Source organism: Roseateles sp. P5_E8 (genome assembly GCF_054177665.1).
The window spans coordinates 40,442-60,337 of record NZ_JBGCUM010000033.1 but is presented as its reverse complement, the minus strand read 5'-3'; the positions used below and the strand labels follow the sequence as shown (position 1 = coordinate 60,337).

Below are 19,896 nucleotides of genomic sequence, written 5' to 3'. Positions count from 1 at the left end.
GCAGGCGCGGCATCCGGCGCATCTGGCGCAAGGGCGGGTCGCGACGCGGCCTCGGGCGCGCACCGTCGCGCTTCTGACGCGGTGGCGCCATGAGCGCAGCGCCGCCTGACGTGACGGGCGAAGCGGACGACGCCACCAGCGGCCCTTCGAGGCCCTTCATCGAGCGGCCGGTCGCCACCTCGCTGCTGATGCTGGCCATCGTGCTGGCCGGCTTCCTGGGCTTTCGCTTCCTGCCGCTGTCGGCGCTGCCGCAGGTCGACTACCCGACGATTCAGGTGCAGACGCTCTACCCCGGCGCCAGCCCCGAGGTGATGAGCCAGACCGTCACCGCGCCGCTGGAGCGCAACTTCGGCCAGATGTCGGGCCTGCAGCGCATGAGCTCGACCAGCGCCGCCGGCGTGTCCATCGTCACGCTGCAGTTCGGCCTCGGCCAGACGCTGGACGTGGCCGAGCAGGAGGTGCAGGCCGCCATCAACGCCGGTGGCTCACTGCTGCCGGCCGACCTGCCGGCGCCGCCCGTCTACGCCAAGGTCAACCCGGCCGACGCGCCGGTGCTGACACTCGCCATCACGTCCGACAGCCTGCCGCTGACCGAGGTGCAGAACCTCGTCAACACGCGGCTGGCGCAGAAGATCAGCCAGGTGGCTGGCGTCGGCCTCGTCACGCTCAGCGGCGGGCAGCGCCCGGCCGTGCGCATCCAGGCCGACACGCAGGCGCTGGCGTCCTATGGCCTGGGGCTGGACACCGTGCGCAGCGCCATCAGCGCGGCCAACGCCAACAGCGCCAAGGGCAGCTTCGACGGGCCGACCCGTGCCTACACCATCAACGCGAACGACCAGCTGCTGACTGCCAAGGAATACGCGCAGCTGATCGTCGCCTTCCGCAACGGCGCGCCGGTGCGCCTGACCGATGTAGCGCGCATCGTCAACAGCGCCGAGAACGTCAAGCTCGGCGCCTGGGCGGGCACGAGCGCGGATGGAGGCAAGCTCAAGCCGGCCATCGTGCTGAACGTGCAGCGCCAGCCGGGCGCCAACGTCATTGCCACCGTCGACGCCATCAAGGCGCGGCTGCCCGAGCTGCAGGCCGGCCTGCCCGCCAACGTCAACGTGCAGGTGCTGAGCGACCGCACGACGGGCATACGCGCCTCGGTGCTGCATGTCGAGATCGAGCTGCTGCTGGCCGTGGTGCTGGTCGTGCTGGTGATCTTTGCCTTCCTGCACGACCTGCGCGCCACCATCATCGCCAGCCTGGCGGTGCCCATCTCGCTGATCGGCAGCTGCGGCGCGATGTACCTGCTTGGGTACAGCCTGAACAACCTGAGTTTGATGGCGTTGACGATTGCGACCGGCTTTGTGGTGGACGACGCCATCGTCATGATCGAGAACATCGCCCGCTACATCGAGGAAGGCGAAACGCCGATGGCTGCAGCCTTGAAAGGCGCGTCGCAGATTGGCTTCACCATCATCTCGCTGACCGTGTCGCTGATCGCGGTGCTGATCCCGCTGCTCTTCATGGGCGACGTCGTCGGCCGGCTGTTCCGCGAGTTCGCGGTGACGCTGTCCATCACCATCCTGATCTCGGCCGTGGTGTCGCTGACGCTGGTGCCGATGATGTCGGCGCGCTGGCTCAAACAGAGCCACGATGCCGAGCATCCCCGTTCACTCAGCGCGCGCTTCCAGCGCGTGTTCGACCGCGTGGTGCACCGCTACGACGGCGCGCTGCAGGTCGTGCTGCGGCACGAGACGCTGACCCTGCTGGTGGCGCTGGCCACGCTGGCGCTGACCGTGGCGCTCTACCTGTGGATTCCGAAGGGCCTGTTCCCGACGCAGGACACCGGCCAGATGCAGGTGCGCATCGAGACGGCGCAATCGGTGTCCTACGCGCGCATGTCCGAGCTGCAGCAGGCGGCGGCCCGGGCCATGCTGGCCGACCCCGATGTCGAGAGCCTCAGCTCGCTGACCGGCGTGGACGCGGCCAACAACACCATGCTGAACACCGGCAGCCTGCTGGTGAACCTGAAGCGCGAACGCAGCGGCACGCAGCAGCAGACCATGGACCGCCTGCGTGAACGCGCGCAGCAGGTGGCCGGCGTATCCATCTACCTTCAACCGACGCAAGACCTGACCATCGACGCCGAGAGCGGGCCCACGCAGTACCGCGTGTCGATGGAAGGGGCCGACAACGCCACCGTCACGCAAGGGGCGACCGCGCTCACGCAGCAGCTGCAAGGCGTGCCGCAGGTGCGCAATGTCGTGTCCGACGCCGGTGCCACGGGGCTGGCGGCCTTCATCGACATCGACCGCGACACCGCGTCGCGCCTGGGTATCAGCGCGGCATCGGTGGACGACGCGCTGTACAGCGCCTTCGGCCAGCGCATCGTCTCGACCATCTTCACCGAGACCAACCAGTACCGCGTCATCCTGGAGGCTCGGCCCGACCTGCTGACCACGCCGGAGTCGCTGGGTCTGCTGCATCTGAAGACGAGTTCCGGCACGACGACGCCGCTGTCGGCCATCGCCCGGATCACCGAGCGGCCGGCGCCGCTGCAGGTGACGCATGTGGCGCAGTACCCGGCCACCACGCTGGGCTTCGACACCGCGCCGGGCGCGTCGCTGGGCCAGGCGGTGGATGCGATCAAGCAGGCGGCAGTGGACGCCAAGCTGCCGGCCAGCGTGACCCTCACCTTCCTCGGTGCGGCCGGCGCCTACCAGCAGTCGCTGAGCAGCCAGCTGTGGCTGATCCTGGCGGCGGTGGTTTGCGTCTACATCGTGCTGGGCGTGCTGTACGAGAGCTACATCCACCCGCTGACCATCCTGTCGACGTTGCCCTCGGCAGGCGTCGGCGCGCTGCTGGCGCTGATGCTGTGCGGCCAGGACCTGGGCGTCATCGGCATCATCGGCATCATCCTGCTGATCGGCATCGTCAAGAAGAACGCGATCATGATGATCGACTTCGCCATCGAGGCCGAGCGCCAGGAGGGCAAGTCGCCGCGCGAGGCCATCCACCAGGCGGCGCTGCTGCGGCTGCGGCCCATCCTGATGACGACGCTGGCCGCGCTGTTCGCCGCCGTGCCGCTGATGCTGGGTTTTGGCGAAGGCGCCGAGCTGCGCCGGCCGCTGGGCATCAGCATCTTCGGCGGGCTGATCGTCAGCCAGCTGCTGACGCTGTTCACGACGCCGGTGATCTACCTCGGCTTCGACCGGCTGGGCCGGCGCTGGTCGCGGGCCAAGCCGGCCGGTGAGCCGGTGCCGGGGCAGGCGCCATGACCTTCTCGGCGTTCTTCGTCCGCCGTCCCATCGCCACCGTCCTGCTGACGGCCGGCGTGGCGCTGGCTGGCATCGGCGCCTTCTTCGCCCTGCCGGTGGCGCCGCTGCCGCAGGTCGACTACCCAACCATCTCGGTCAGCGCGCGGCTGCCGGGCGCCAGCCCCGAGACCATGGCCACCAGCGTGGCCACGCCGCTGGAACGCCGGCTGGGCGCGATTGCCGGCGTCACGGAGATGACGTCCAACAGCGGCAGCGGTTCGGCGCGCGTGAGCCTGCAGTTCGAGCTGAACCGCAAGATCGACTCCGCAGCACGCGAGGTGCAGGCGGCCATCAACGCGTCGCGCGCCGACCTGCCGGCCACGCTGCGCAGCAACCCGACCTACCGCAAGGCCAACCCGTCCGACGCGCCGGTGATGATCCTGGCGCTGACGTCAGACACGCGCAGCGCGGGGCAGATCTACGACGCGGTGTCCAACATCGTGCAGCAGAAGCTGGCGCAGGCCGATGGCGTGGGCGATGTCGAACTCGGCGGCGGCTCGCTGCCCGCCGTGCGCGTGGAGCTGCTGCCCTATGCGCTGAACCGCTACGGCCTGAGCGCCGAGGACGTGCGCGCGGCGCTGCAGTCCAGCGCCGCCAACCGGCCCAAGGGCGCGATCGAAGGCAACGGCCGCCGGCTGCAGATCTACAGCGCCAGTGCAGCGGGCACCGGCCGCAAGGCGGCGGACTACCGCGACCTGGTGGTGGCCTGGCGCGACGGTGCCGCCATCCGCCTGGCCGACGTGTCGGACGTCATCGACAGCGTCGAGGACACGCGCACGCTGGGCCTGTTCAACGGCCAGCCGGCCGTCGTGGTGCTCATCACGCGCCAGCCCGGCGCCAACGTCATCGAGACGGTCGACGGCATCCGCGAGCTGCTGCCCGAGCTGCAGGCGCAGCTGCCGCCCGACGTGAAGCTGCAGGTGGCGTCGGACAGCACCAACTCGATCCGTTCGTCGCTGCATGAGGTGGAGGTGACGCTGATCATCGCCATCGTGCTGGTCGTGCTGGTGGTCAGCGCCTTCCTGCGCAGCGCGCGCGCCACCGTCATCCCGGCGGTGGCCACGGTGGTGTCGCTGCTGGCGACCTTCGGCATCATGCTGATGCTGGGGTTCAGCCTCAACAACCTGAGCCTGATGGCGTTGACGGTGGCCACCGGCTTCGTCGTCGACGACGCCATCGTCGTGCTGGAGAACACCGCCCGCCATGTCGAACAGGGCATGGGCCGCATGCAGGCCGCGCTGCTGGGTGCGCGCGAGGTCAGCTTCACGGTGCTGTCGATCAGCCTGAGCCTGATCGCGGTGTTCATCCCGCTGCTGTTCATGGGCGGGCAGGTGGGCCGGCTGTTCCGCGAGTTCGCGGTCACGCTGTCGGCGGCGGTGATGATCTCCCTGCTCATCTCGCTGACCACCACGCCGATGATGTGCGCCTGGCTGCTGAAGCCGGCCGACCCCAGCAAGAAGCCGGGCCGCATCGCCCGCTTCTTCGAAAGCGGCTTCGACCGCCTGCACCGCACCTACGCCGGCAGCCTGGATTGGGCGCTGGCCAGCCGGGCGGTGGTGATGCTGATCCTGGTGACCGTGATCGGCCTGAATGCCTACCTGTTCAGCGTCGTGCCCAAGGGCTTCTTCCCGCAGCAGGACACCGGCCAGATCAACGGCGGCATGCGTGCCGACCAAAGCATTTCCTTCCAGGCCATGCAGGGCAAGCTGAAGGAGCTGGTGGACGTCATCCGGCGCGACCCGGCGGTCGACACGGTGGTGGGCTTCACCGGCGGCGGCCGGGCGGGCGGCGGCTTCATGTTCGTCAACCTGAAGCCGGTGGCGGAGCGTGACGTGGCCGGCCAGGCGGTCATCGCGCGGCTGCGCCCCAAGCTGGCGCTCGTCACCGGCGTATCGCTGTTCCTGAACCCGGTGCAAGACCTGCGCATGGGCGGCCGCCAGAGCAATTCGACCTACCAGTACACGTTGAAGAGCGACAACGCCGCCGACCTCAAGCTGTGGGCCACGCGGCTGGCCACCGCGATGAAAGAGCAGGCCGAGCTGACCGACGTGGACACCGACCAGCAGGAGAACGGCGTCGAGACCTATGTCACCGTCGACCGCGACAGCGCGGCCAAGCTGGGCCTGACGGCGCGCGACATCGACAACGCGCTCTACAACGGCTTCGGCCAGCGGCAAGTGGCCACCGTCTACGACGAGCTGAACCAGTACCGCGTCATCATGGAAGTGGCGCCGCGCTACGCCCGCAGCCCCTTGGCGCTGAACGACGTTCAGGTGCCGGCGCGCGGGCCGGCCGGCACCGCGGCAGCGACGACCACGGCCATCACCACCACCGCCATCAACCCCGCGCTGCGCGACTCGTCCACCGGCCAGGCCGTGAGCAACTCGCTGACGCGCATGGTGCCGCTGACGACCCTCGCCAGCGTCGCCGAGAGCGCGACGGCGACCTCCGTCAACCACCAGGACGGCGAGCTGGCGACCACGGTGTCCTTCAACCTGCCCGAGGGCGTGATCCTGGCCGAGGCGCAGGCGGCGGTGCTGCGCGCCGAGGCCGGCATCCGCATGCCCACCAACGTGCGCGGCAGCTTCCAGGGCAGCGCCCGCAGCGCGCAGGCGTCGCAGCAGGAACAGCCGCTGCTGATCCTGGCGGCCATCGTCGTCATCTACATCGTGCTGGGCGTGCTGTACGAAAGCCTGGTGCACCCGATCACGGTGCTGTCGACGCTGCCGTCGGCGGGCATAGGCGCGGTGATCGCGTTGATGCTGTTCCGCATGGACTTCTCCATCATTGCCTTGATCGGCGTCTTCCTGCTGCTGGGCATCGTCAAGAAGAACGCCATCCTCATCATCGACTTCGCGCTGGAGGCGGAGCGCTCGCGCGGCCTGTCGGCGGTGGAGGCCGTGCGCGAGGCCTGCCTGCTGCGCTTTCGCCCCATCCTGATGACGACGCTGGCCGCGGCCCTGGGCGCCCTGCCGCTGGCCATCGGCTTTGGCGAGGGCGCCGAGCTGCGCCGGCCGCTGGGCATCACCATCATCGGCGGGCTCATCGCCAGCCAGCTGCTCACGCTGATCACGACGCCCGTGGTCTACGTGCTGCTGGACAAGCTGCGCCGCCGCGGCCCGGGCGATGCGCGCCTGGCCCGTGTGGCCGCCCCCGCTTCCCCGACATTGGAAACACCATGACCGCGCTGTCCTGTCGTGCCGCCTCGCTGGCGCTGCTGCTGTCTCTCGGCGCCTGCGCCGTCGGCCCCAGCTACCAGCGCCCTGCCTTCAACGCCCCGCTGGTCTACAAGGAAGCCGAGGGCTGGGTCGTCGCCGTACCGGCCGACGCGCTGGACCGCGGCCCGTGGTGGGCCTTGTTCGGCGATGCTGAACTGGACGCGCTGGCGGCGCAGGTGGAGGTGTCGAACCAGAACGTCGCCGCTGCCGCCGCCGCCTATGCGCAGGCCCGCGCGCTATTGGCAGTGCAGCGTGCTTCGCTGTTCCCGGTGGTGTCGCTCAGCGGCGGCGCCAGCCGTTCGAGTAACGGCGACAACGGTGCGCGCAACAACTTCCAGGCCTCCATCGGCGCGAGCTGGGAACCCGATGTCTGGGGCCGGCTGCGCGACGCCGCTGAAGGCGCTGTCGCCAGCGTGCAGGCCAGCCAGGCCGACCTGGCGTCGGCGCGCCTGTCGGCCCAGGGCGAACTGGCCGTCGCCTACTTCGGCCTGCGCCAGACCGACGCCCAGCGCGCGCTGCTGGCCGAGACGCTGACCGGCTACGAACGCTCGCTGCAGATCGCGCGCAACCGCTACAACGCCGGCATCGTCGGCCGCACCGACGTGCTGCAGGCCGAGACGCAACTGGCCAACGCGCAGGCCGATGCGCTGGGCCTGGGGCGCTCGCGTGCGCAGTACGAGCATGCGATCGCCGTGCTGGTGGGCAAGACGCCGGCCGAGTTCCAGATCACGCCGCAGGCGGCCCTGCCAAATCGCGTGCCCGACGTGCCGCTGGCCCTGCCTTCAACGCTGCTGCAGCGCCGCCCCGACATCGCCGCCGCCGAACGCCGCGTGGCGGTCGCCAATGCGCAGGTCGGCATTGCCCAGTCGGCCTACTACCCGAGCCTGGGGCTCAACGGGTCGGTGGGCGTGGGCGCCAGCTCGGTCAGCGCGCTGTCCAACGCGTCCAGCCTGCTGTGGTCTCTGGGCGTGTCGGCCGCGCAGACCTTGTTCGACGCCGGCGCCACGCGCGAGCGCGTCAACGCCGCCAGCGCGGCCAATGACCAGGCCGTGGCGCGCTACCGCCAGACCGTGCTGGCGGCTTTCCAGGATGTGGAGGACCAGCTGGCCGCCACGCGCGTGCTGAAGGCGCAGGAAGCCCTGCGCCGCCAGGCCGCCGAGTCCGCCGAGCAGGTGCAGGCTCAGGTGCAGCGCCGCTACGAGGCGGGCCAGGTGTCGTACAGCGAGGTCGTGGCCGCGCAGGCCACCGCGCTCAGCGCCCGGCGCGCCCTGGTGCAGCTGGTGGCCGACCGGCAGACCACCGCCGTGGCGCTGATCCAGTCGCTGGGCGGCGGCTGGAGCGCGCCGGAGTAAGTCTTACTGGCTTGCCGCCGATGTTGTTGCTGCCGGTGGCACGGGCACCACGACACCCGGCGACAGCGAGATCTCGTCCACCAGCGTGACGCCGGTGACGAAGTAGCGTGTCTCACCGAAGCAGGAGCCCGGCAGGCCGACCTTCTCTTCGTAGTGCAGGTTGACGCGCCGGCCCATGACCTTGTTGATGGCCTGGGCCGTGGCCTCGTCGTGCACGGTGAAATAGAACTTCTCGACGCTGGCCGTGCCCGGCAGCGACACCAGCGCCTGCTCGCCCTCCCAGGTCTTGCAGACCCAGCCCTTGCGCGAGAACTTCTGCACCCAGCCAGCGCGCTCGCCGTCGGAGTAGCTCCAACGCCAGGCGAAGGCGAACCAGGCGGCGACGAGCAGCAGGAGTGCGACGAAGGACAGGGCGATCTTCAGGCGCATGGCAGTCCAGGAGGAGCGAGGGCGCGGCGATTGTGCGTCAGGGCGCACGGCCTCAGACCATGCCGGCCACCATCAGACCCAGCCCGACGATGCTGACCGCCCAAACGCCCGTGCGCACGAAGGGGATGCCGGCCAGGTAGACCGGCAGGTAGACCACGCGCGCCCACAGGAAGATCTGCGCGCCCAGCAGCACGCGCTCACCGGTTGCGCCGGCGGCCTGGGCAACCAGGGCCAGCGCGGCGAAGAACACCAGGTTCTCGAAGCTGTTGGCCGCCGCGCGCTCGGCACGGCCGGCTAGCGGCGTGGCCGCGGGCAGGTCGCCCCGGTTGCCGAAGGCCAGCATCAGGCCCTTGGGCGTCCAGGCCCGCGCGCGGATCAGGCTGGCCGCCACGACCACCAGCCAGGTGAGCAGGGTCATGCAGACGACAAGGGACAGCAGCTTGGGCATAGAGATTCCTCAGGGGTGGTGATGGCGCGTCAGGGCGACGCGGCGGGCATCATCAACCCTGGCCGCCGAAGCGCGCCTGAGAGCGAACCCGCGCCTTCTCGGCCTCGATGTCGCGGTTTTTTGGCTCGGCCGTGGTCACCAGGGCCGCGATCAAGATGCGCGCCTCGTCGGCAATCGCCGCCACCGCGTGGTCGAAGGCCGCTGCGTTGGCCTGGGACGGCACGTTGAAGCCGCTGAGCTTGCGCACGAACTGCAGCGCGGCGTCGCGGATCTCGACCTCTGTGGCGGGAGGCTCGAAGTTGAAGAGGGTGCGGATGTTGCGGCACATGATGGATTTGAGGAAGCGGCCGAGCCGGCCATCCTAGCGACGGCGCCTGCCACGGCTATCGTGGCGGCATGACGCGCATCCTGGCTTTGCTGAGCTTCCTGGCCCTGTGGATCTTGTTCGGCAACATGCCCTGTCGTGCGGCCACGGGCAACGCCGAATTGCACGCGCTGATGCGCTCAGCCTTCCCGACCTGGCGCCCCAGGCAAGTGCACACGATCACTGCACCCGGTGCCGACGGCAAGGCCACGCAGGTGACGGTGACGCCCCGACTCGTGCTGCCGCTGGACGACAACCACCGTACGCTGGTCGTGAGTGGCGTCGAGGTCATCCAGACCAACCAGCGACTGGTCAGTCACGCCTCTTCAGCCAACCTGGGCATCTATGTCTTCGAGCAGCGGGACGGCCGCTGGGTCAAGACGCGGGAAACGCCGTCGGCCGGCTGGACCGGTTTCTTCGGCGAACCCGGCAAGCTGAGCCGCGTGGAGCTGGGCGCCGGCCGTGTCGGGCTGGCCGTTGAGAACGGCAGTTGCTGGCAAGGCTCCTGCGGCCAATGGCTGACGCTGTTCGCCATCACGCCAGGCCGCACGCAGCGTGTTCTGGACCTGATGACAGCTTCGACCTCCGTGAACGCAACGATGGAATGCCGCGACTGGCTGAAGGGAAAGCTGCGCGCCTTGCCCGAGCACTACGACACCGACATCTGCTTTGACATCAGCAGCCACTGGCAGCTCACGACCGCACCGGGCCAGGACCAGGCCGACGTCGTCATTCAGTTCACGGGGCGCGACACCGAGATGAATGCTCGCACTGGTACGCCTTCGGTGAGGACCGTCCGCCAAACGCTGGTGCTGCGCCAGCAGGGGCCGCGCTACGAGGTCGTCAGCGGCCGCAACCCGACACACAAGATCTAGGCGGCAGCCTCCGGATGCCGCTCCCGCCAAGCCCGCAGCGCCCGCCGGTACTCGTCCTTGGCCAGGTCGTAGAGGTCGAAGATGCAGGGGTCGCAGCCGTTGCCGCAGCAGGCGTCCAGGTCGGGCTGGTGCGGCGGCTGGGGCATGGGGTCGGGGCCGGGCGGCGGCGGCGGGGTCATCGGCGGTCAGGGAGAGGAGGGCTGGGACTTCAGCAGCGCCTCGTATTTTTCCGGTGTCGGAAAAACACGCTGCATGGCCTCGGCCGAATAGTGGATGGGGGCGCGGGTGTCCAGCACCGCGACGCTCGCGCCGAGAGGCGCCAGCGCGCGCTGAGCAGCGTCTCCAAACGCGGACGGCACCGCCACGTAGACCCGCGCCTGGCGCAGCGCACCCGGCGGCATGTCGCGAACGACGGCCTCGATGGTCTGCACGAGCTGGGCCGAATCGAGGCCGCCCAGCAGGATGTCGATGGCCTTGTCGTCCTTGCGGCGCTCGGACAAGGTCTTGCGCACCGAGAAGACATCGTCTTCACGCAGGCCCGCGCCGTGCAAGCCGATGCTGTGCGGCCGGCGATCCGCTTCGCCCACGAGGCGGGCATGGGCCAGGTCCAGATAGTTGCGCCACGCCTTCAGATCGTCCGTGCCTGGCGCCAGCAGCGGTGCCTTCCATTCGGCATAGAGACGGGCCATCCAGGCGTCATGCTTGGCATTGACGCGCTTCGCAGCCAGCAGCGCGCGGTCCCAGCCCGCGTCACGATACGGCAGCGGGTTACCGGTGGCGAGGTCGAGCCGCAGCTCCAGCGTGTCGGGCTTCTCTGAGAACTTCGCCTCATCAGCCTGCGGCACCACGACGCGCAGGAGCAACTCCCGGCCATCGTCGGAGAAGCCATGCTTGCCACCCCACCAGATCGAGCTGACCGAACTCGGCAGCGCGCTGATGAAGTCGGCGGGCAGCAGGTCCTGCAGCGACAGCTTCTGCACCTTGTGGCCTTCTCGGTCGTAGATGACAACGACGTCGTCGCCCCAGCCGACGAAATGCCAGTTGTCGAAGGTGACGGTCCAGCCGTCGTTGGACACGATGGCGCTGGCGGGGCTGTCCTTGTTGACGAGCGGCGCCGTCCAGGCCGGCTGCCATTTCCCATCCACCCGTTGCTCCAGCCGCCCCTGTGGCTGCTCGGGTGCCCCCGATGCGGCGCCGGGCTTGCTGCGGCCAGCTGCTGCATCTTCGAAGTACTGCAGCGGGTCGGCGATACCGCGAGGCACCACGGTCAGGCGCCACTGGCCATCGGAGGACAGATAACGCTCGGTCTTCGGCGGGCGCCATGAGTCGGCTGAGGCCGGAGTGCTCACGGCAAGGGCGATCAGCAAGGCAGAAATGATGCGCAGCATGCCCAGGATGTTAGGGTGCGCACCCGACCCGCCGCCGGAGCTGACGCCTTGGACTTCGCCATCAAAGCCGAGATCCCTGACTCTCTGGCCGCGCGCTTCGACTTCCCAGCACAGAAGACGATGTACGCCGGCAGGCGCATCGCTGCGAGTGACGTGATCTACCTGTTCGCCAGCGAGAACGAGGGCGGCGCGGGGCTGGTGGCGCGCGGCGTGGTCGCGACGGCCCAAGCCGTGCCCAGGCTGCCGGGCGTGGAGCGGCAGACACCGCGCGTCAGCATCACGGTGAAGCGCACGGCGCTCGTGCAGCGTCGCCTCGGCCGCGCCGAACTGAAGCCTTTTGCGGACTGGCAGGACGGACGGCCCGAGACGGAGCTGAACTTCAAGTTCTACCGCCAGGCGACGAACAAGATCGTCGGGTTGTCGGAGGAAGCGGCGGCCTTCCTGAGCGGCTTCTTCTGACCCGATTCAGTAGTCGAACACCAGCCGGCCGCTGTAGCGCCCCTGCGCCGTCGCGGGCGCGCCGGCCGGGCCGGTCAGCTCCGCGGCCTGGAACTTGGCGCCCATGGCGGGGATGGCCTGCATGAAGCCGAGGTCGGCGTGCGGGAACTCCACGGTCGTGGTGGGGAAGTCCTCGGGCTTGAAGCCCAGTTGCAGGAAGGGCGCGCCGCTGCTGTGGACGGTCAGCGCGCCGAGCTTGAGCCAGCGCGGGTCGGCAAAGTAGCCGGGCTGGGCCAGGACGTGCACGCCGAGCAATGGGCCACGCAGGCGGTTCTGCCAGACCGGCGTGGGGCCGCGCAGCAGGGCGCGAACCGGTGCGTCTGCCGAGGGCCGGTCGAAGGCAATGCCGTGATGCAGCATGGCGCCGTCCAGGCTGTAGGCGTAGTCGAGCGTCAGCCGGCCGTCGTCGCCCAGCGTCCAGCGGGCGCTGTCCAGGCCGGCGGCGTTGCGTGTCTCCAGCCAGGCCTGGGTGGCGCTGCTGCCGGTCTGCAAGCTCACGGCGCCGCGCTCCGGCAGGGCGAAGCGCGCCGGCTCGAAGCTGAGCTGCACGCTCTTCACCGTGGGCCGCTGGCGCACGCCTTCGAGGCCGCTGATGCGCAAGGCCTTCACGGGCTGCGGCGGGAAGCTGTAGGTCTGGCCATCGCCTACGACGCGGCCACCGTCGAACACCGTCGTCCAGTGGCGTCCGTCGGGCGAGACCTCCAGTTTGAAACGCGCCCAGCCGTCGGCGACGACGAGGCCCAGGTCGATGCGCGCGCCGTTGGCCAGCGAGGGCGCGGGCAGTTCGTAGACGTCGTCGGCCGTGGCCACGGGGTCCAGGCGCTGGGGTTCGGTCTTGTCCTTGGGCCGGGCCAGCACCAGGCGCGGACCGTTGCTCAACGGCAGCGGCTGGCCTGCGCGGCTCAGGGCCAGCAGCAGGCCGGTGGCGGCGTCGAAGCGGGCGGAGACGGGGCCGGCGGTCAGCTCGATGGCGCTGTCAGTGCGGCGCACGGCGGGCGCGCCTTCGCGGCGGGCAGTGAGTGGCAGGGCCTTGGCGGCCGTGGGCCAGACCCAGCTCAGCAGCGTTTCCTCGCCGCGCGTCGCGGTCAGGCGCAGCGCGTCGGCCTGCTGCCAGCCCTTGGGCAGCGGCAGCTTCAGCGTGCCGGTGGATTGCGCGGCCACGGCCGGGCCGGGCAGCGTGCCTTGGGCCAGCACTTCGGGCTCGATGCCGGGCGCGTCGGACGCAGCAAAGCGAAGCCATTCCCAGCGGAACTGCACGGCGGCCAGCGTGCTGAAGTCGTAGGCATTGCGTAGCGCCAGGCGGCCGTCGAAACGGGCGTCCAGGCGCGGCGCGTCCACCTGCACCGGCGACCAGACGTCGCGCACGGTGAACCAGCTCGGCTCCTTCTCGTGATGCGGCCCCACCAGCCCATCCGGTGCATAGGCGGCATAGAGGTCGATGCGCCCGCCCTGGTCGACGCGTACGACGCCCTCATCGGCCAGGTTCCACAGGAAGCCACCGGCGCCGCGCGGCGAGGCGCGCATGGCCTGCCAGTAGTCGTCCAGGCCCGCGCCGGCGCCGCCGTCGAAGAGGCCGTGCAGGAACTCGGTGGGCATCACCGGCATGGGGCCGGCCAGGCGCTTGAGCAGGTCGGGGTAGCGCGGGTAGTGCTTGGTGTCGATGCCGCCGAAGGGCGCCCAGGGATGCAGCACGGGGCGGGCCCGCGGGTCGTGCAGCGCGAACTCGCCATCCAGCTCGGTGTTCCAGCCGCCCTCGTTGCCATTGGCCCAGAACAGGATGCTGGGGTGGTTCACGTCGCGCTCGATCAGCTCGCGCACCAGCTTGCGGCCGTTCTCGGTGTCGTGCGCCTTCTGCCAGCCGGTCAGTTCGTCGATGACGTACAGGCCCAGCTCGTCGGCCGCCTCCAGGAAGGCCTTGTCGGGCGCGTAGTGGGCCACGCGCATGGCGTTCATGTTCATGGACTTGATCAGCCGCGCGTCTTCATAGGCCTGGGCGCGGCTCAGCGCGCGGCCGGTCTCGGGGCGGAAGCTGTGGCGGTTGACGCCCTTGAGCAGGATGCGCCGGCCATTCAGGAACAGGCCGTCGGCGCGGACCTGCAGCGTGCGGAAACCAAAGCGCTCGCGCACCAGGTGCACGGGCTGCTGGCCGGCGTAGAGCGTCAGGTCCAGGAAGTAGAGCGAGGGCGTCTCGGCCGTCCACAACGCCGGCTTGGCGATGCGGCCCTGCAGGCTGACGCGGCCCGCGCCACCGGCGGGCACGGCCACCTCGAAGGGCGCGCCCACCGCCTGGCCGGCCAGCGTGGCAACCTGGCCCACCACGCGCGTGACGGTCTTGCTGCCGCGCAGGCCCACCTCGGCACGCAGCGCGCCGCTGGCCTCGGCCGCAATGGCCACGTGGGCGATGGACTCGGCCGGCGACGCCTCCAGCCACACGGGGCGGTGGATGCCACCAAAGGCCCAGTAGTCGCCGTGGCGCTCGGCCACATCGGTGGCGGTGTTGGCCGAGGCCTCGCTCACTTCGACCTCCAGCTCGTTAGCCTCGCCGCCCGGCTTGAGCCAGCGCGTGATGTCGTGGCTGAAGCGGTTGAAGCCGCCCTGGTGGACGGGGCCGACCTGCTGGCCGTTGAGCTTGACGGTGGTGTCGGTCATCACGCCGTCGAAGACGATACGCACGTGGCGGCCCTGCCAGCCGGCCGGCACCGTGAAGCGGTGGCGGTAGACGCCGCGGTCAGCCGCGCGCGGGCCCTTGTCGTAACCGTACTGGTAATGGCCAAAGCCCTGCAGCTGCCAGTTGGACGGCACGGGGACGCGCGCCGCCTCGCCGGCCCGCATGCCGCCGCTGATCGTGAAGTCCCAGGGCACGGCGTCGTCCGGGCCACTGCCCGACAGCATCTGCACCTCTGTGTACGGTGGCACCGCTGCCGCCGCCACACCAGCGCCCAGCGCCAACAGCCATGCCAGTGCAAGGCAACGCAACCCGTTCATCGACACCCCTCGTCTGCCGGGCCGCAGGATAGGGCGCATCGCCCGGCCAGAGCCCGCGGCCGCGCTCATCCTGTTGACTGAATGGCGGCGGGCACACTGCGCGGGAAAGGCCGTTCATAAACTCCGGCGGCCTCTTGCTCACCCCCTACGCCATGACGCTCAAGCTACTGCCCAGCACCCTCGCTCTCGTCATGGCCGGCCTGATGGCCAGCGCCACGCAGGCGCAGACGACCGCACCCTTTCCGGTTCGCATCGACGTGGACGCCGGCCGCGCGGTGGGCGAACTCAAGCCCATCTGGCGCTTCTTCGGTGCCGACGAGCCCAACTACGCGACGATGAAGGACGGCCGCAAGTTGATGAAGCGGCTGGGCGATTTGAAGCCGGGCAGTGTCTACTTCCGCACCCACAACCTGCTCAACACCGGCGACGGCACGGCGGCCTTCAAGTGGGGCAGCACCAATGCCTACACCGAGGACGCGCAAGGCCGGCCCGTCTACGACTGGGCGGTCACCGACCGCATCATCGACAGCTATCTCGAACGCGGCGTGCGGCCTTACCTGCAAATCGGCTTCATGCCGCAGGCCCTGTCCAGCGCCAAGCCGGGCACGCCGTATCAACACAGCTGGCGCCCGGGCTTTGCTTACGAGTTGATCGCTGGCGGCTGGAACGCCCCGCCCAAGGACTACGCCAAGTGGGGCGAGCTGGTCTACCAATGGACCAAGCATTGCCTGGAACGCTACGGCCGCGAGGAAGTGCTGACCTGGTACTTCGAGGTCTGGAACGAACCCAATGGCCCGGCCTACTGGACCGGCACGCAGGAGGAGTTCAACAAGCTGCATGACTACGCCATCGCCGCCGTGCGCCGGGCACTGCCGCAAGCCCGCGTGGGCGGGCCCGACGTGGCGGGGTCGGGCGGCGCCTTCATGGACGGCTTCCTGAAGCACATCGTCAGCGGCACCAACCATGCGACAGGGCAGGTCGGCACGCCGACGGACTTCCTGGCCTTCCACGCCAAGGGCAGCCCGCGCTTCGTCGACGGGCGAGTGCGCATGGGCATGGCCACGCAACTGAACGGTGTCGCCAACGGCTTCAAGAAGATCGCCGCGGTGCCCGAGCTGAAGAACAAGCCCCTCGTCATCGGCGAGAACGACCCCGAAGGCTGCGCTGCCTGCCCCGGCCCGCAGAACGCCTACCGCAACGGCACCATGTACTCCAGCTACACGGCGGCCAGCTACAAGCGTATCTGGCAGCTGGCCGAGCGCCACCAGGTAAACCTCGAAGGAGCGCTGACCTGGGCCTTCACGTTTGAAGACCAGCCCTGGTTTGCCGGCTACCGCCAGCTCGCCACCAACGGCGTGGACCTGCCGGTGCTGCAGGTGTTCCGCATGTATGCGGCGCTGGGGCCGACGCAGGTGCAGGCCACGAGCGATGCCGAAGTGCCGCTGGACGAACTGCTGGCCAATGGCGTGCGCGCCCGCCCCGACGTGGGCGTGCTGGCCACCCGCACGCCCGACGGCAAGGTCGCCGTGATGGCCTGGCACTATCACGACGACGATGCCGAAGGCCCGGACGCGGCGGTCAGCCTGCAGCTGGCTGGCCTGGGGGCGCAGGCGACGCGCACGGTGACGCAGTCACGCGTCGACAAGACCCATGCCAACGCCTTCACCGCCTGGCAGGCCATGGGCTCGCCTCAAGCGCCCGACGCCAAGCAGTACGCGCAGCTGGAGGCGGCTGCGGTGATGGCGCCGGACAAGTTGCCGGCGCTGGCTGTGGCCAAAGGCAGCGCGGCCTTGAGCTTCACGCTGCCGCGTCAGGGCGTGACGCTGATCGTCATTGAGTAGGCGCTGACAGCCGCTGGCGCAGGTAGGCCGCGCGAGCGTCGAGGACACGCAGTTCGCGCTCGTACTCGTCGTCCTTGATCGCCTCAATGCGCGTGTGGATCTCGCGCAATTCCTTCAACGGCGCTGACGCCGCCTGCTCGTCGGCCGGCAGCCGCTCGGCCCACTCGAGCAGCAGCTTGGTGATGACGCCGAGCTGGTCGCCGTAGCTCGCCACGTCGAAGGCCTTGGCCTCGATGCGGCCATTGCCGGAGCGCGGCTTGATGCCGGCGAAGAACAGGTCGAGGCTGGGCTCGATGTCCTGCGCCACGTCGCCGCTGAACGGCAGGCGCAGCTGGGGCGCCCAGAGCCATAAAAAAGGAAACATCGTCTTCTCCCTGCACGCCGGAACAGCGGGCGTGTGGGGGCATGGTGAACGAGGCTTGTGTCGGCAGCAAGCTAGTCTTGGGGATGGACTCCCTGATCTCCGCCGCTGCCCGCGCACTTGCCGCCGGTGACGCGCTGCAGGCGCTCAAGCGCGTGGCCCTGCGCGACAACCCGCCGGCACTGGCGCTGCGCGGCATTGCAATGGCCCAGCTGGGCGAGCTGGCCAGGGCGCGTGAGCTGCTGCGCCAGGCGGCGCACGGCTTTGGCGCGCAGGAGGCGACGGCGCGGGCGCGTTGCGTGGTGGCCGAGGCCGAGGTGGCGCTGGCGATGCGGGATTTCGGCGACCCGCCGCGCGCGCTGGATGCCGCCCGGGCCACGCTGGAGGCGCGCGGCGACCGCGCCAATGCGCTGCAGGCACGCTTGATCGCGGCGCGGCGCTGGCTACTGCTGGGCCGGCTGGACGAGGCCACTGCGCTGCTCGAAGGCGTCGACACGCAAGGCCTGCCACCGCTGCCGGCTGCCGTGGCCGCGCTGGCCCAGGCGGAACTGGCGCTGCGCTCGCTGCGTGTGGCCGACGCACAAGCGGCGCTGGACCGCGCCGATGCGGCGGCCCACGCCGCCCGCATCCCGGCGCTGCAGGCCGAGGCCGCGCTGGCCCGCGCGGTGCTGGACCAACCCGCTGCACGGCGCGTCAGCGGTGCCAAGGTCCAACCGCTGCGCCTGCACGAAGTGGCCGCGCTGCTGGACTCGGGCACGCTGGTCGTCGACGCCTGCCGCCACGCACTGCGCGCAGGCGACACCCGGCTGCCGCTGGCCAGCCGGCCCATCCTGTTCACGCTGCTGCGCACGCTGGCCGAGGCCTGGCCGGGCGACGCGGGCCGGGACGCGCTGATCGCCCGCGCCTTCCGCCTGCGCGAGGCTGACGAGACGCACCGCGCGCGGCTGCGTGTGGAGATCGGCCGGCTGCGCACACTGGTGGCAGGTCTTGCCGATATAGCCGCCACGCCGCGCGGCTTTGCGCTGCGGCCCCTGGACGGCCGCGCCGTGGCCGTGCTGGCACCGCCGGTCGATGGCGACCAGGGCGAACTGGTGGCGCTGCTGGCCGACGGCGCGGCCTGGTCAACCTCGGCGCTGGCGCTGGCCCTGGGCGCCAGCCAGCGCACCGTGCAGCGCGCGCTGGCCGAGCTGGAGGCTGCTGGACGCGTGCGCGCTATCGGCCAGACACGCGCGCGGCGCTGGCTGGCGCCGCCCCTGATCGGATTCACGACGATCTTGTTACTCCCCGCTGCGCTGCCGCTTGCGTAGATTTGCGGCCATGCGCTGAACCCGGCGCCACTCAACGGAGCCCGCCATGACCACCAAGACCCAACCCGCCGAAATCGTCCGCGAGTACGGCCCCTTTGCCGACGTGAAGAACATCGGCGGCGTGACGCACGACGGCGAATGCGTCTGGATGGCCACCGGCCCGGCCCTGGTCGCCTTCGACCCCGCCAGCGGCGAACCGCGCCGGCGCATCCCCCGCGCCGCCGACGCCGGCACCGCCTTCGACGGCCGCTACCTGTACCAGATCGCCGAGGCGCGCATCGACAAGATCGACCCGGCCAGCGGCGCCGTCGTCGCCTCCATCCCCGCGCCAGGCCAGGGCGGCGACTCGGGCCTGGCCTGGGCCGAGGGCAGCCTGTGGGTGGGCCAGCACCGCAGCCGCCAGATCCACCAGATCGACCCCGAGACCGGCGCCATCCGCCGCACCATCGCCTCCGACCGCTTCGTGACCGGTGTGACCTGGGTGGACGGCGAGCTGTGGCACGGCACCTGGGAAGACGACGCCAGCGACATACGCCGCATCGACCCCGCCAGCGGCGCGGTGCTGGAAAGCCTGCAGATGCCGGCTGGCGCCAACGTCAGCGGCCTCGAGTCCGACGGCGCCGACCTGTTCTACGCGGGCGGCGGCGGCACCGGCAAGGTCCGCGCTGTGCGCCGACCCAAGCGCACCACCGCCTGATTTCCCTTCCCTGACGAGCCCACCCAAGCCCGGGTGGAGCCGCCGCATGCCTGTTCTCAACCCAAGGAGCCACCGATGAACACCACCCCCCACCCCGTTGTCACCCGCGACCGCTGGATCGCCGACCGCAAGCACCTGCTCGCCCAGGAGAAGGACCTCACCCAGCGGCAGGACCGCCTCGCCGCCGAGCGCCGCGCCCTGCCCTGGGTGAAGCTGGACACCGACTATGTCTTCGACACCGTGGACGGCCCGCGCCGTTTGAGCGAACTCTTCCAGGGCCGGCGCCAGCTGCTGGTTCAGCACTTCATGTTCGGCCCCGGCTGGGAGCAGGGCTGCAAGAGCTGCTCCTTCATGGCCGACCACCTCGACGGCATGGCCGCGCACCTGGCCCACCGCGACATCACGCTGCTGGCCGTTTCCCGCGCGCCGCTGGCCGACCTGCTGGCCTTCAAGGCGCGCATGGGCTGGCAGTTCGCCTGGGCCTCGTCCAACGGCAACGACTTCAACCGCGACTTCAACGTCAGCTTCGCGCCCGAGGACCGCCAGGACGGCGAGGTCTTCTACAACTTCCACATGACGCCCTTCCCGCAGACCGAGGCGCCCGGCATCAGCATCTTCTACAGGGACGACGCGGGCGAGGTCTTCCACACCTACTCGACGTTTGGCCGCGGCGTGGAAGTGATGATGGGCACCTACAACCTGGTCGACCTGACGCCCAAGGGCCGCGACGAGGCAGGGCTGTCGTACACGATGGAGTGGGTGCGGCACCACGACCGGTACGAGGACGCGCCGGCCCCGGCCTGCTGCGGCGGCGCCAAGGCCTGAAGT

Annotated in this window: 16 protein-coding genes; 9 read left to right on the top strand and 7 right to left on the bottom strand. The window is 70.1% G+C overall.

The window, feature by feature from the left end:
• Positions 1–89 precede the first annotated feature (89 nt).
• From ACXRVZ_RS18440 to ACXRVZ_RS18430, 3 genes are read left to right on the top strand one after another with little or no spacing between them, the layout of a single operon-like run.
• Positions 90–3,266, top strand: a complete 3,177-nt coding sequence (locus tag ACXRVZ_RS18440) for an efflux RND transporter permease subunit (protein ID WP_457417916.1) — start codon at positions 90–92, stop codon at positions 3,264–3,266.
• Positions 3,263–6,487 (top strand): efflux RND transporter permease subunit, encoded by a 3,225-nt coding sequence (locus ACXRVZ_RS18435; RefSeq protein WP_457417914.1) that lies wholly within the window; start codon positions 3,263–3,265, stop codon positions 6,485–6,487. Before ACXRVZ_RS18440 ends, ACXRVZ_RS18435 begins: the two co-directional genes overlap by 4 nt.
• On the top strand, positions 6,484–7,875 hold the full coding sequence (locus ACXRVZ_RS18430; RefSeq protein ID WP_457417912.1) for an efflux transporter outer membrane subunit: 1,392 nt from the start codon (positions 6,484–6,486) through the stop codon (positions 7,873–7,875). The genes ACXRVZ_RS18435 and ACXRVZ_RS18430 overlap by 4 nt, the downstream gene beginning before the upstream one ends.
• Before the next feature lie 3 nt (positions 7,876–7,878).
• On the opposite strand, the gene ACXRVZ_RS18425 is transcribed toward ACXRVZ_RS18430, so the two are convergent.
• Genes ACXRVZ_RS18425 through ACXRVZ_RS18415 form a run of 3 tightly spaced genes read right to left on the bottom strand, consistent with a single transcriptional unit; the run spans position 7,879 to position 9,080 of the window.
• Complete coding sequence (locus ACXRVZ_RS18425) at positions 7,879–8,304, bottom strand: hypothetical protein (protein ID WP_457417910.1); 426 nt, start codon at positions 8,302–8,304, stop codon at positions 7,879–7,881.
• Positions 8,305–8,356: 52 nt separating this feature from the next.
• Entirely contained in the window at positions 8,357–8,752 is a 396-nt protein-coding gene (locus tag ACXRVZ_RS18420; protein ID WP_457417908.1) for an MAPEG family protein, read from the bottom strand.
• A gap of 52 nt (positions 8,753–8,804) precedes the next feature.
• A complete protein-coding gene (locus tag ACXRVZ_RS18415) occupies positions 8,805–9,080 on the bottom strand; it encodes a DUF2277 domain-containing protein (RefSeq protein ID WP_457417906.1) in 276 nt (91 codons plus the stop codon).
• Positions 9,081–9,148: 68 nt separating this feature from the next.
• Between ACXRVZ_RS18415 and ACXRVZ_RS18410 the strand changes: the two genes are divergently transcribed.
• The gene (locus ACXRVZ_RS18410) at positions 9,149–9,991 is read left to right on the top strand and encodes a hypothetical protein (RefSeq protein ID WP_457417904.1); all 843 of its coding nucleotides are present in this window, start codon (positions 9,149–9,151) and stop codon (positions 9,989–9,991) included.
• Here the strand turns inward: ACXRVZ_RS18410 and ACXRVZ_RS18405 are convergent.
• Positions 9,988–10,170, bottom strand: a complete 183-nt coding sequence (locus ACXRVZ_RS18405; RefSeq protein ID WP_457417902.1) for an oxidoreductase-like domain-containing protein — start codon at positions 10,168–10,170, stop codon at positions 9,988–9,990. The two genes, ACXRVZ_RS18410 and ACXRVZ_RS18405, sit on opposite strands and share 4 nt — an antisense overlap.
• A 6-nt stretch (positions 10,171–10,176) precedes the next feature.
• A complete protein-coding gene (locus ACXRVZ_RS18400; protein WP_457417900.1) occupies positions 10,177–11,379 on the bottom strand; it encodes a hypothetical protein in 1,203 nt (400 codons plus the stop codon).
• Positions 11,380–11,427: 48 nt separating this feature from the next.
• Here ACXRVZ_RS18400 and ACXRVZ_RS18395 point away from each other — a divergent pair, with 48 nt between their 5' ends.
• The gene (locus ACXRVZ_RS18395; protein ID WP_457417898.1) at positions 11,428–11,838 is read left to right on the top strand and encodes a hypothetical protein; all 411 of its coding nucleotides are present in this window, start codon (positions 11,428–11,430) and stop codon (positions 11,836–11,838) included.
• Between the two features lie 6 nt (positions 11,839–11,844).
• On the opposite strand, the gene ACXRVZ_RS18390 is transcribed toward ACXRVZ_RS18395, so the two are convergent.
• Positions 11,845–14,862: a glycoside hydrolase family 2 TIM barrel-domain containing protein gene (locus tag ACXRVZ_RS18390; protein WP_457417896.1), complete on the bottom strand. Its 3,018-nt coding sequence runs from the start codon at positions 14,860–14,862 to the stop codon at positions 11,845–11,847.
• 152 nt (positions 14,863–15,014) lie between these two features.
• On the opposite strand from ACXRVZ_RS18390, the gene ACXRVZ_RS18385 reads away from it, so the two are divergent.
• Complete coding sequence (locus tag ACXRVZ_RS18385; RefSeq protein WP_457417894.1) at positions 15,015–16,703, top strand: GH39 family glycosyl hydrolase; 1,689 nt, start codon at positions 15,015–15,017, stop codon at positions 16,701–16,703.
• Here the strand turns inward: ACXRVZ_RS18385 and ACXRVZ_RS18380 are convergent.
• Positions 16,693–17,067 carry a hypothetical protein gene (locus ACXRVZ_RS18380; protein WP_457417891.1) on the bottom strand — a complete coding sequence of 125 codons (375 nt, stop codon included), beginning with the start codon at positions 17,065–17,067 and terminating at the stop codon, positions 16,693–16,695. The genes ACXRVZ_RS18385 and ACXRVZ_RS18380 overlap by 11 nt on opposite strands.
• Before the next feature lie 83 nt (positions 17,068–17,150).
• Here ACXRVZ_RS18380 and ACXRVZ_RS18375 point away from each other — a divergent pair, with 83 nt between their 5' ends.
• The 3 genes from ACXRVZ_RS18375 to ACXRVZ_RS18365 all read left to right on the top strand — a co-directional run bounded on the left by ACXRVZ_RS18375 (position 17,151) and on the right by ACXRVZ_RS18365 (position 19,893).
• A complete protein-coding gene (locus tag ACXRVZ_RS18375) occupies positions 17,151–18,371 on the top strand; it encodes a helix-turn-helix domain-containing protein (RefSeq protein ID WP_457417889.1) in 1,221 nt (406 codons plus the stop codon).
• Positions 18,372–18,417: 46 nt separating this feature from the next.
• Entirely contained in the window at positions 18,418–19,068 is a 651-nt protein-coding gene (locus tag ACXRVZ_RS18370) for a hypothetical protein (protein ID WP_457417887.1), read from the top strand.
• Positions 19,069–19,143: 75 nt separating this feature from the next.
• A complete protein-coding gene (locus ACXRVZ_RS18365) occupies positions 19,144–19,893 on the top strand; it encodes a DUF899 domain-containing protein (RefSeq protein WP_457417885.1) in 750 nt (249 codons plus the stop codon).
• Positions 19,894–19,896: the final 3 nt, after the last annotated feature.

Bases quoted from the DNA above. Each gene is read 5' to 3' on its own strand.
- ACXRVZ_RS18400 (WP_457417900.1), bottom strand. From the start codon at position 11,379: ATGCTGCGCATCATTTCTGCCTTGCTGATCGCCCTTGCCGTGAGCACT.
- ACXRVZ_RS18405 (WP_457417902.1), bottom strand. From the start codon at position 10,170: ATGACCCCGCCGCCGCCGCCCGGCCCCGACCCCATGCCCCAGCCGCCG.
- ACXRVZ_RS18420 (WP_457417908.1), bottom strand. From the start codon at position 8,752: ATGCCCAAGCTGCTGTCCCTTGTCGTCTGCATGACCCTGCTCACCTGG.
- ACXRVZ_RS18365 (WP_457417885.1), top strand. From the start codon at position 19,144: ATGAACACCACCCCCCACCCCGTTGTCACCCGCGACCGCTGGATCGCC.
- ACXRVZ_RS18370 (WP_457417887.1), top strand. From the start codon at position 18,418: ATGACCACCAAGACCCAACCCGCCGAAATCGTCCGCGAGTACGGCCCC.
- ACXRVZ_RS18390 (WP_457417896.1), bottom strand. From the start codon at position 14,862: ATGAACGGGTTGCGTTGCCTTGCACTGGCATGGCTGTTGGCGCTGGGC.
- ACXRVZ_RS18410 (WP_457417904.1), top strand. From the start codon at position 9,149: ATGACGCGCATCCTGGCTTTGCTGAGCTTCCTGGCCCTGTGGATCTTG.
- ACXRVZ_RS18435 (WP_457417914.1), top strand. From the start codon at position 3,263: ATGACCTTCTCGGCGTTCTTCGTCCGCCGTCCCATCGCCACCGTCCTG.
- ACXRVZ_RS18385 (WP_457417894.1), top strand. From the start codon at position 15,015: ATGACGCTCAAGCTACTGCCCAGCACCCTCGCTCTCGTCATGGCCGGC.
- ACXRVZ_RS18430 (WP_457417912.1), top strand. From the start codon at position 6,484: ATGACCGCGCTGTCCTGTCGTGCCGCCTCGCTGGCGCTGCTGCTGTCT.
- ACXRVZ_RS18425 (WP_457417910.1), bottom strand. From the start codon at position 8,304: ATGCGCCTGAAGATCGCCCTGTCCTTCGTCGCACTCCTGCTGCTCGTC.
- ACXRVZ_RS18440 (WP_457417916.1), top strand. From the start codon at position 90: ATGAGCGCAGCGCCGCCTGACGTGACGGGCGAAGCGGACGACGCCACC.
- ACXRVZ_RS18415 (WP_457417906.1), bottom strand. From the start codon at position 9,080: ATGTGCCGCAACATCCGCACCCTCTTCAACTTCGAGCCTCCCGCCACA.
- ACXRVZ_RS18375 (WP_457417889.1), top strand. From the start codon at position 17,151: ATGGACTCCCTGATCTCCGCCGCTGCCCGCGCACTTGCCGCCGGTGAC.
- ACXRVZ_RS18380 (WP_457417891.1), bottom strand. From the start codon at position 17,067: ATGTTTCCTTTTTTATGGCTCTGGGCGCCCCAGCTGCGCCTGCCGTTC.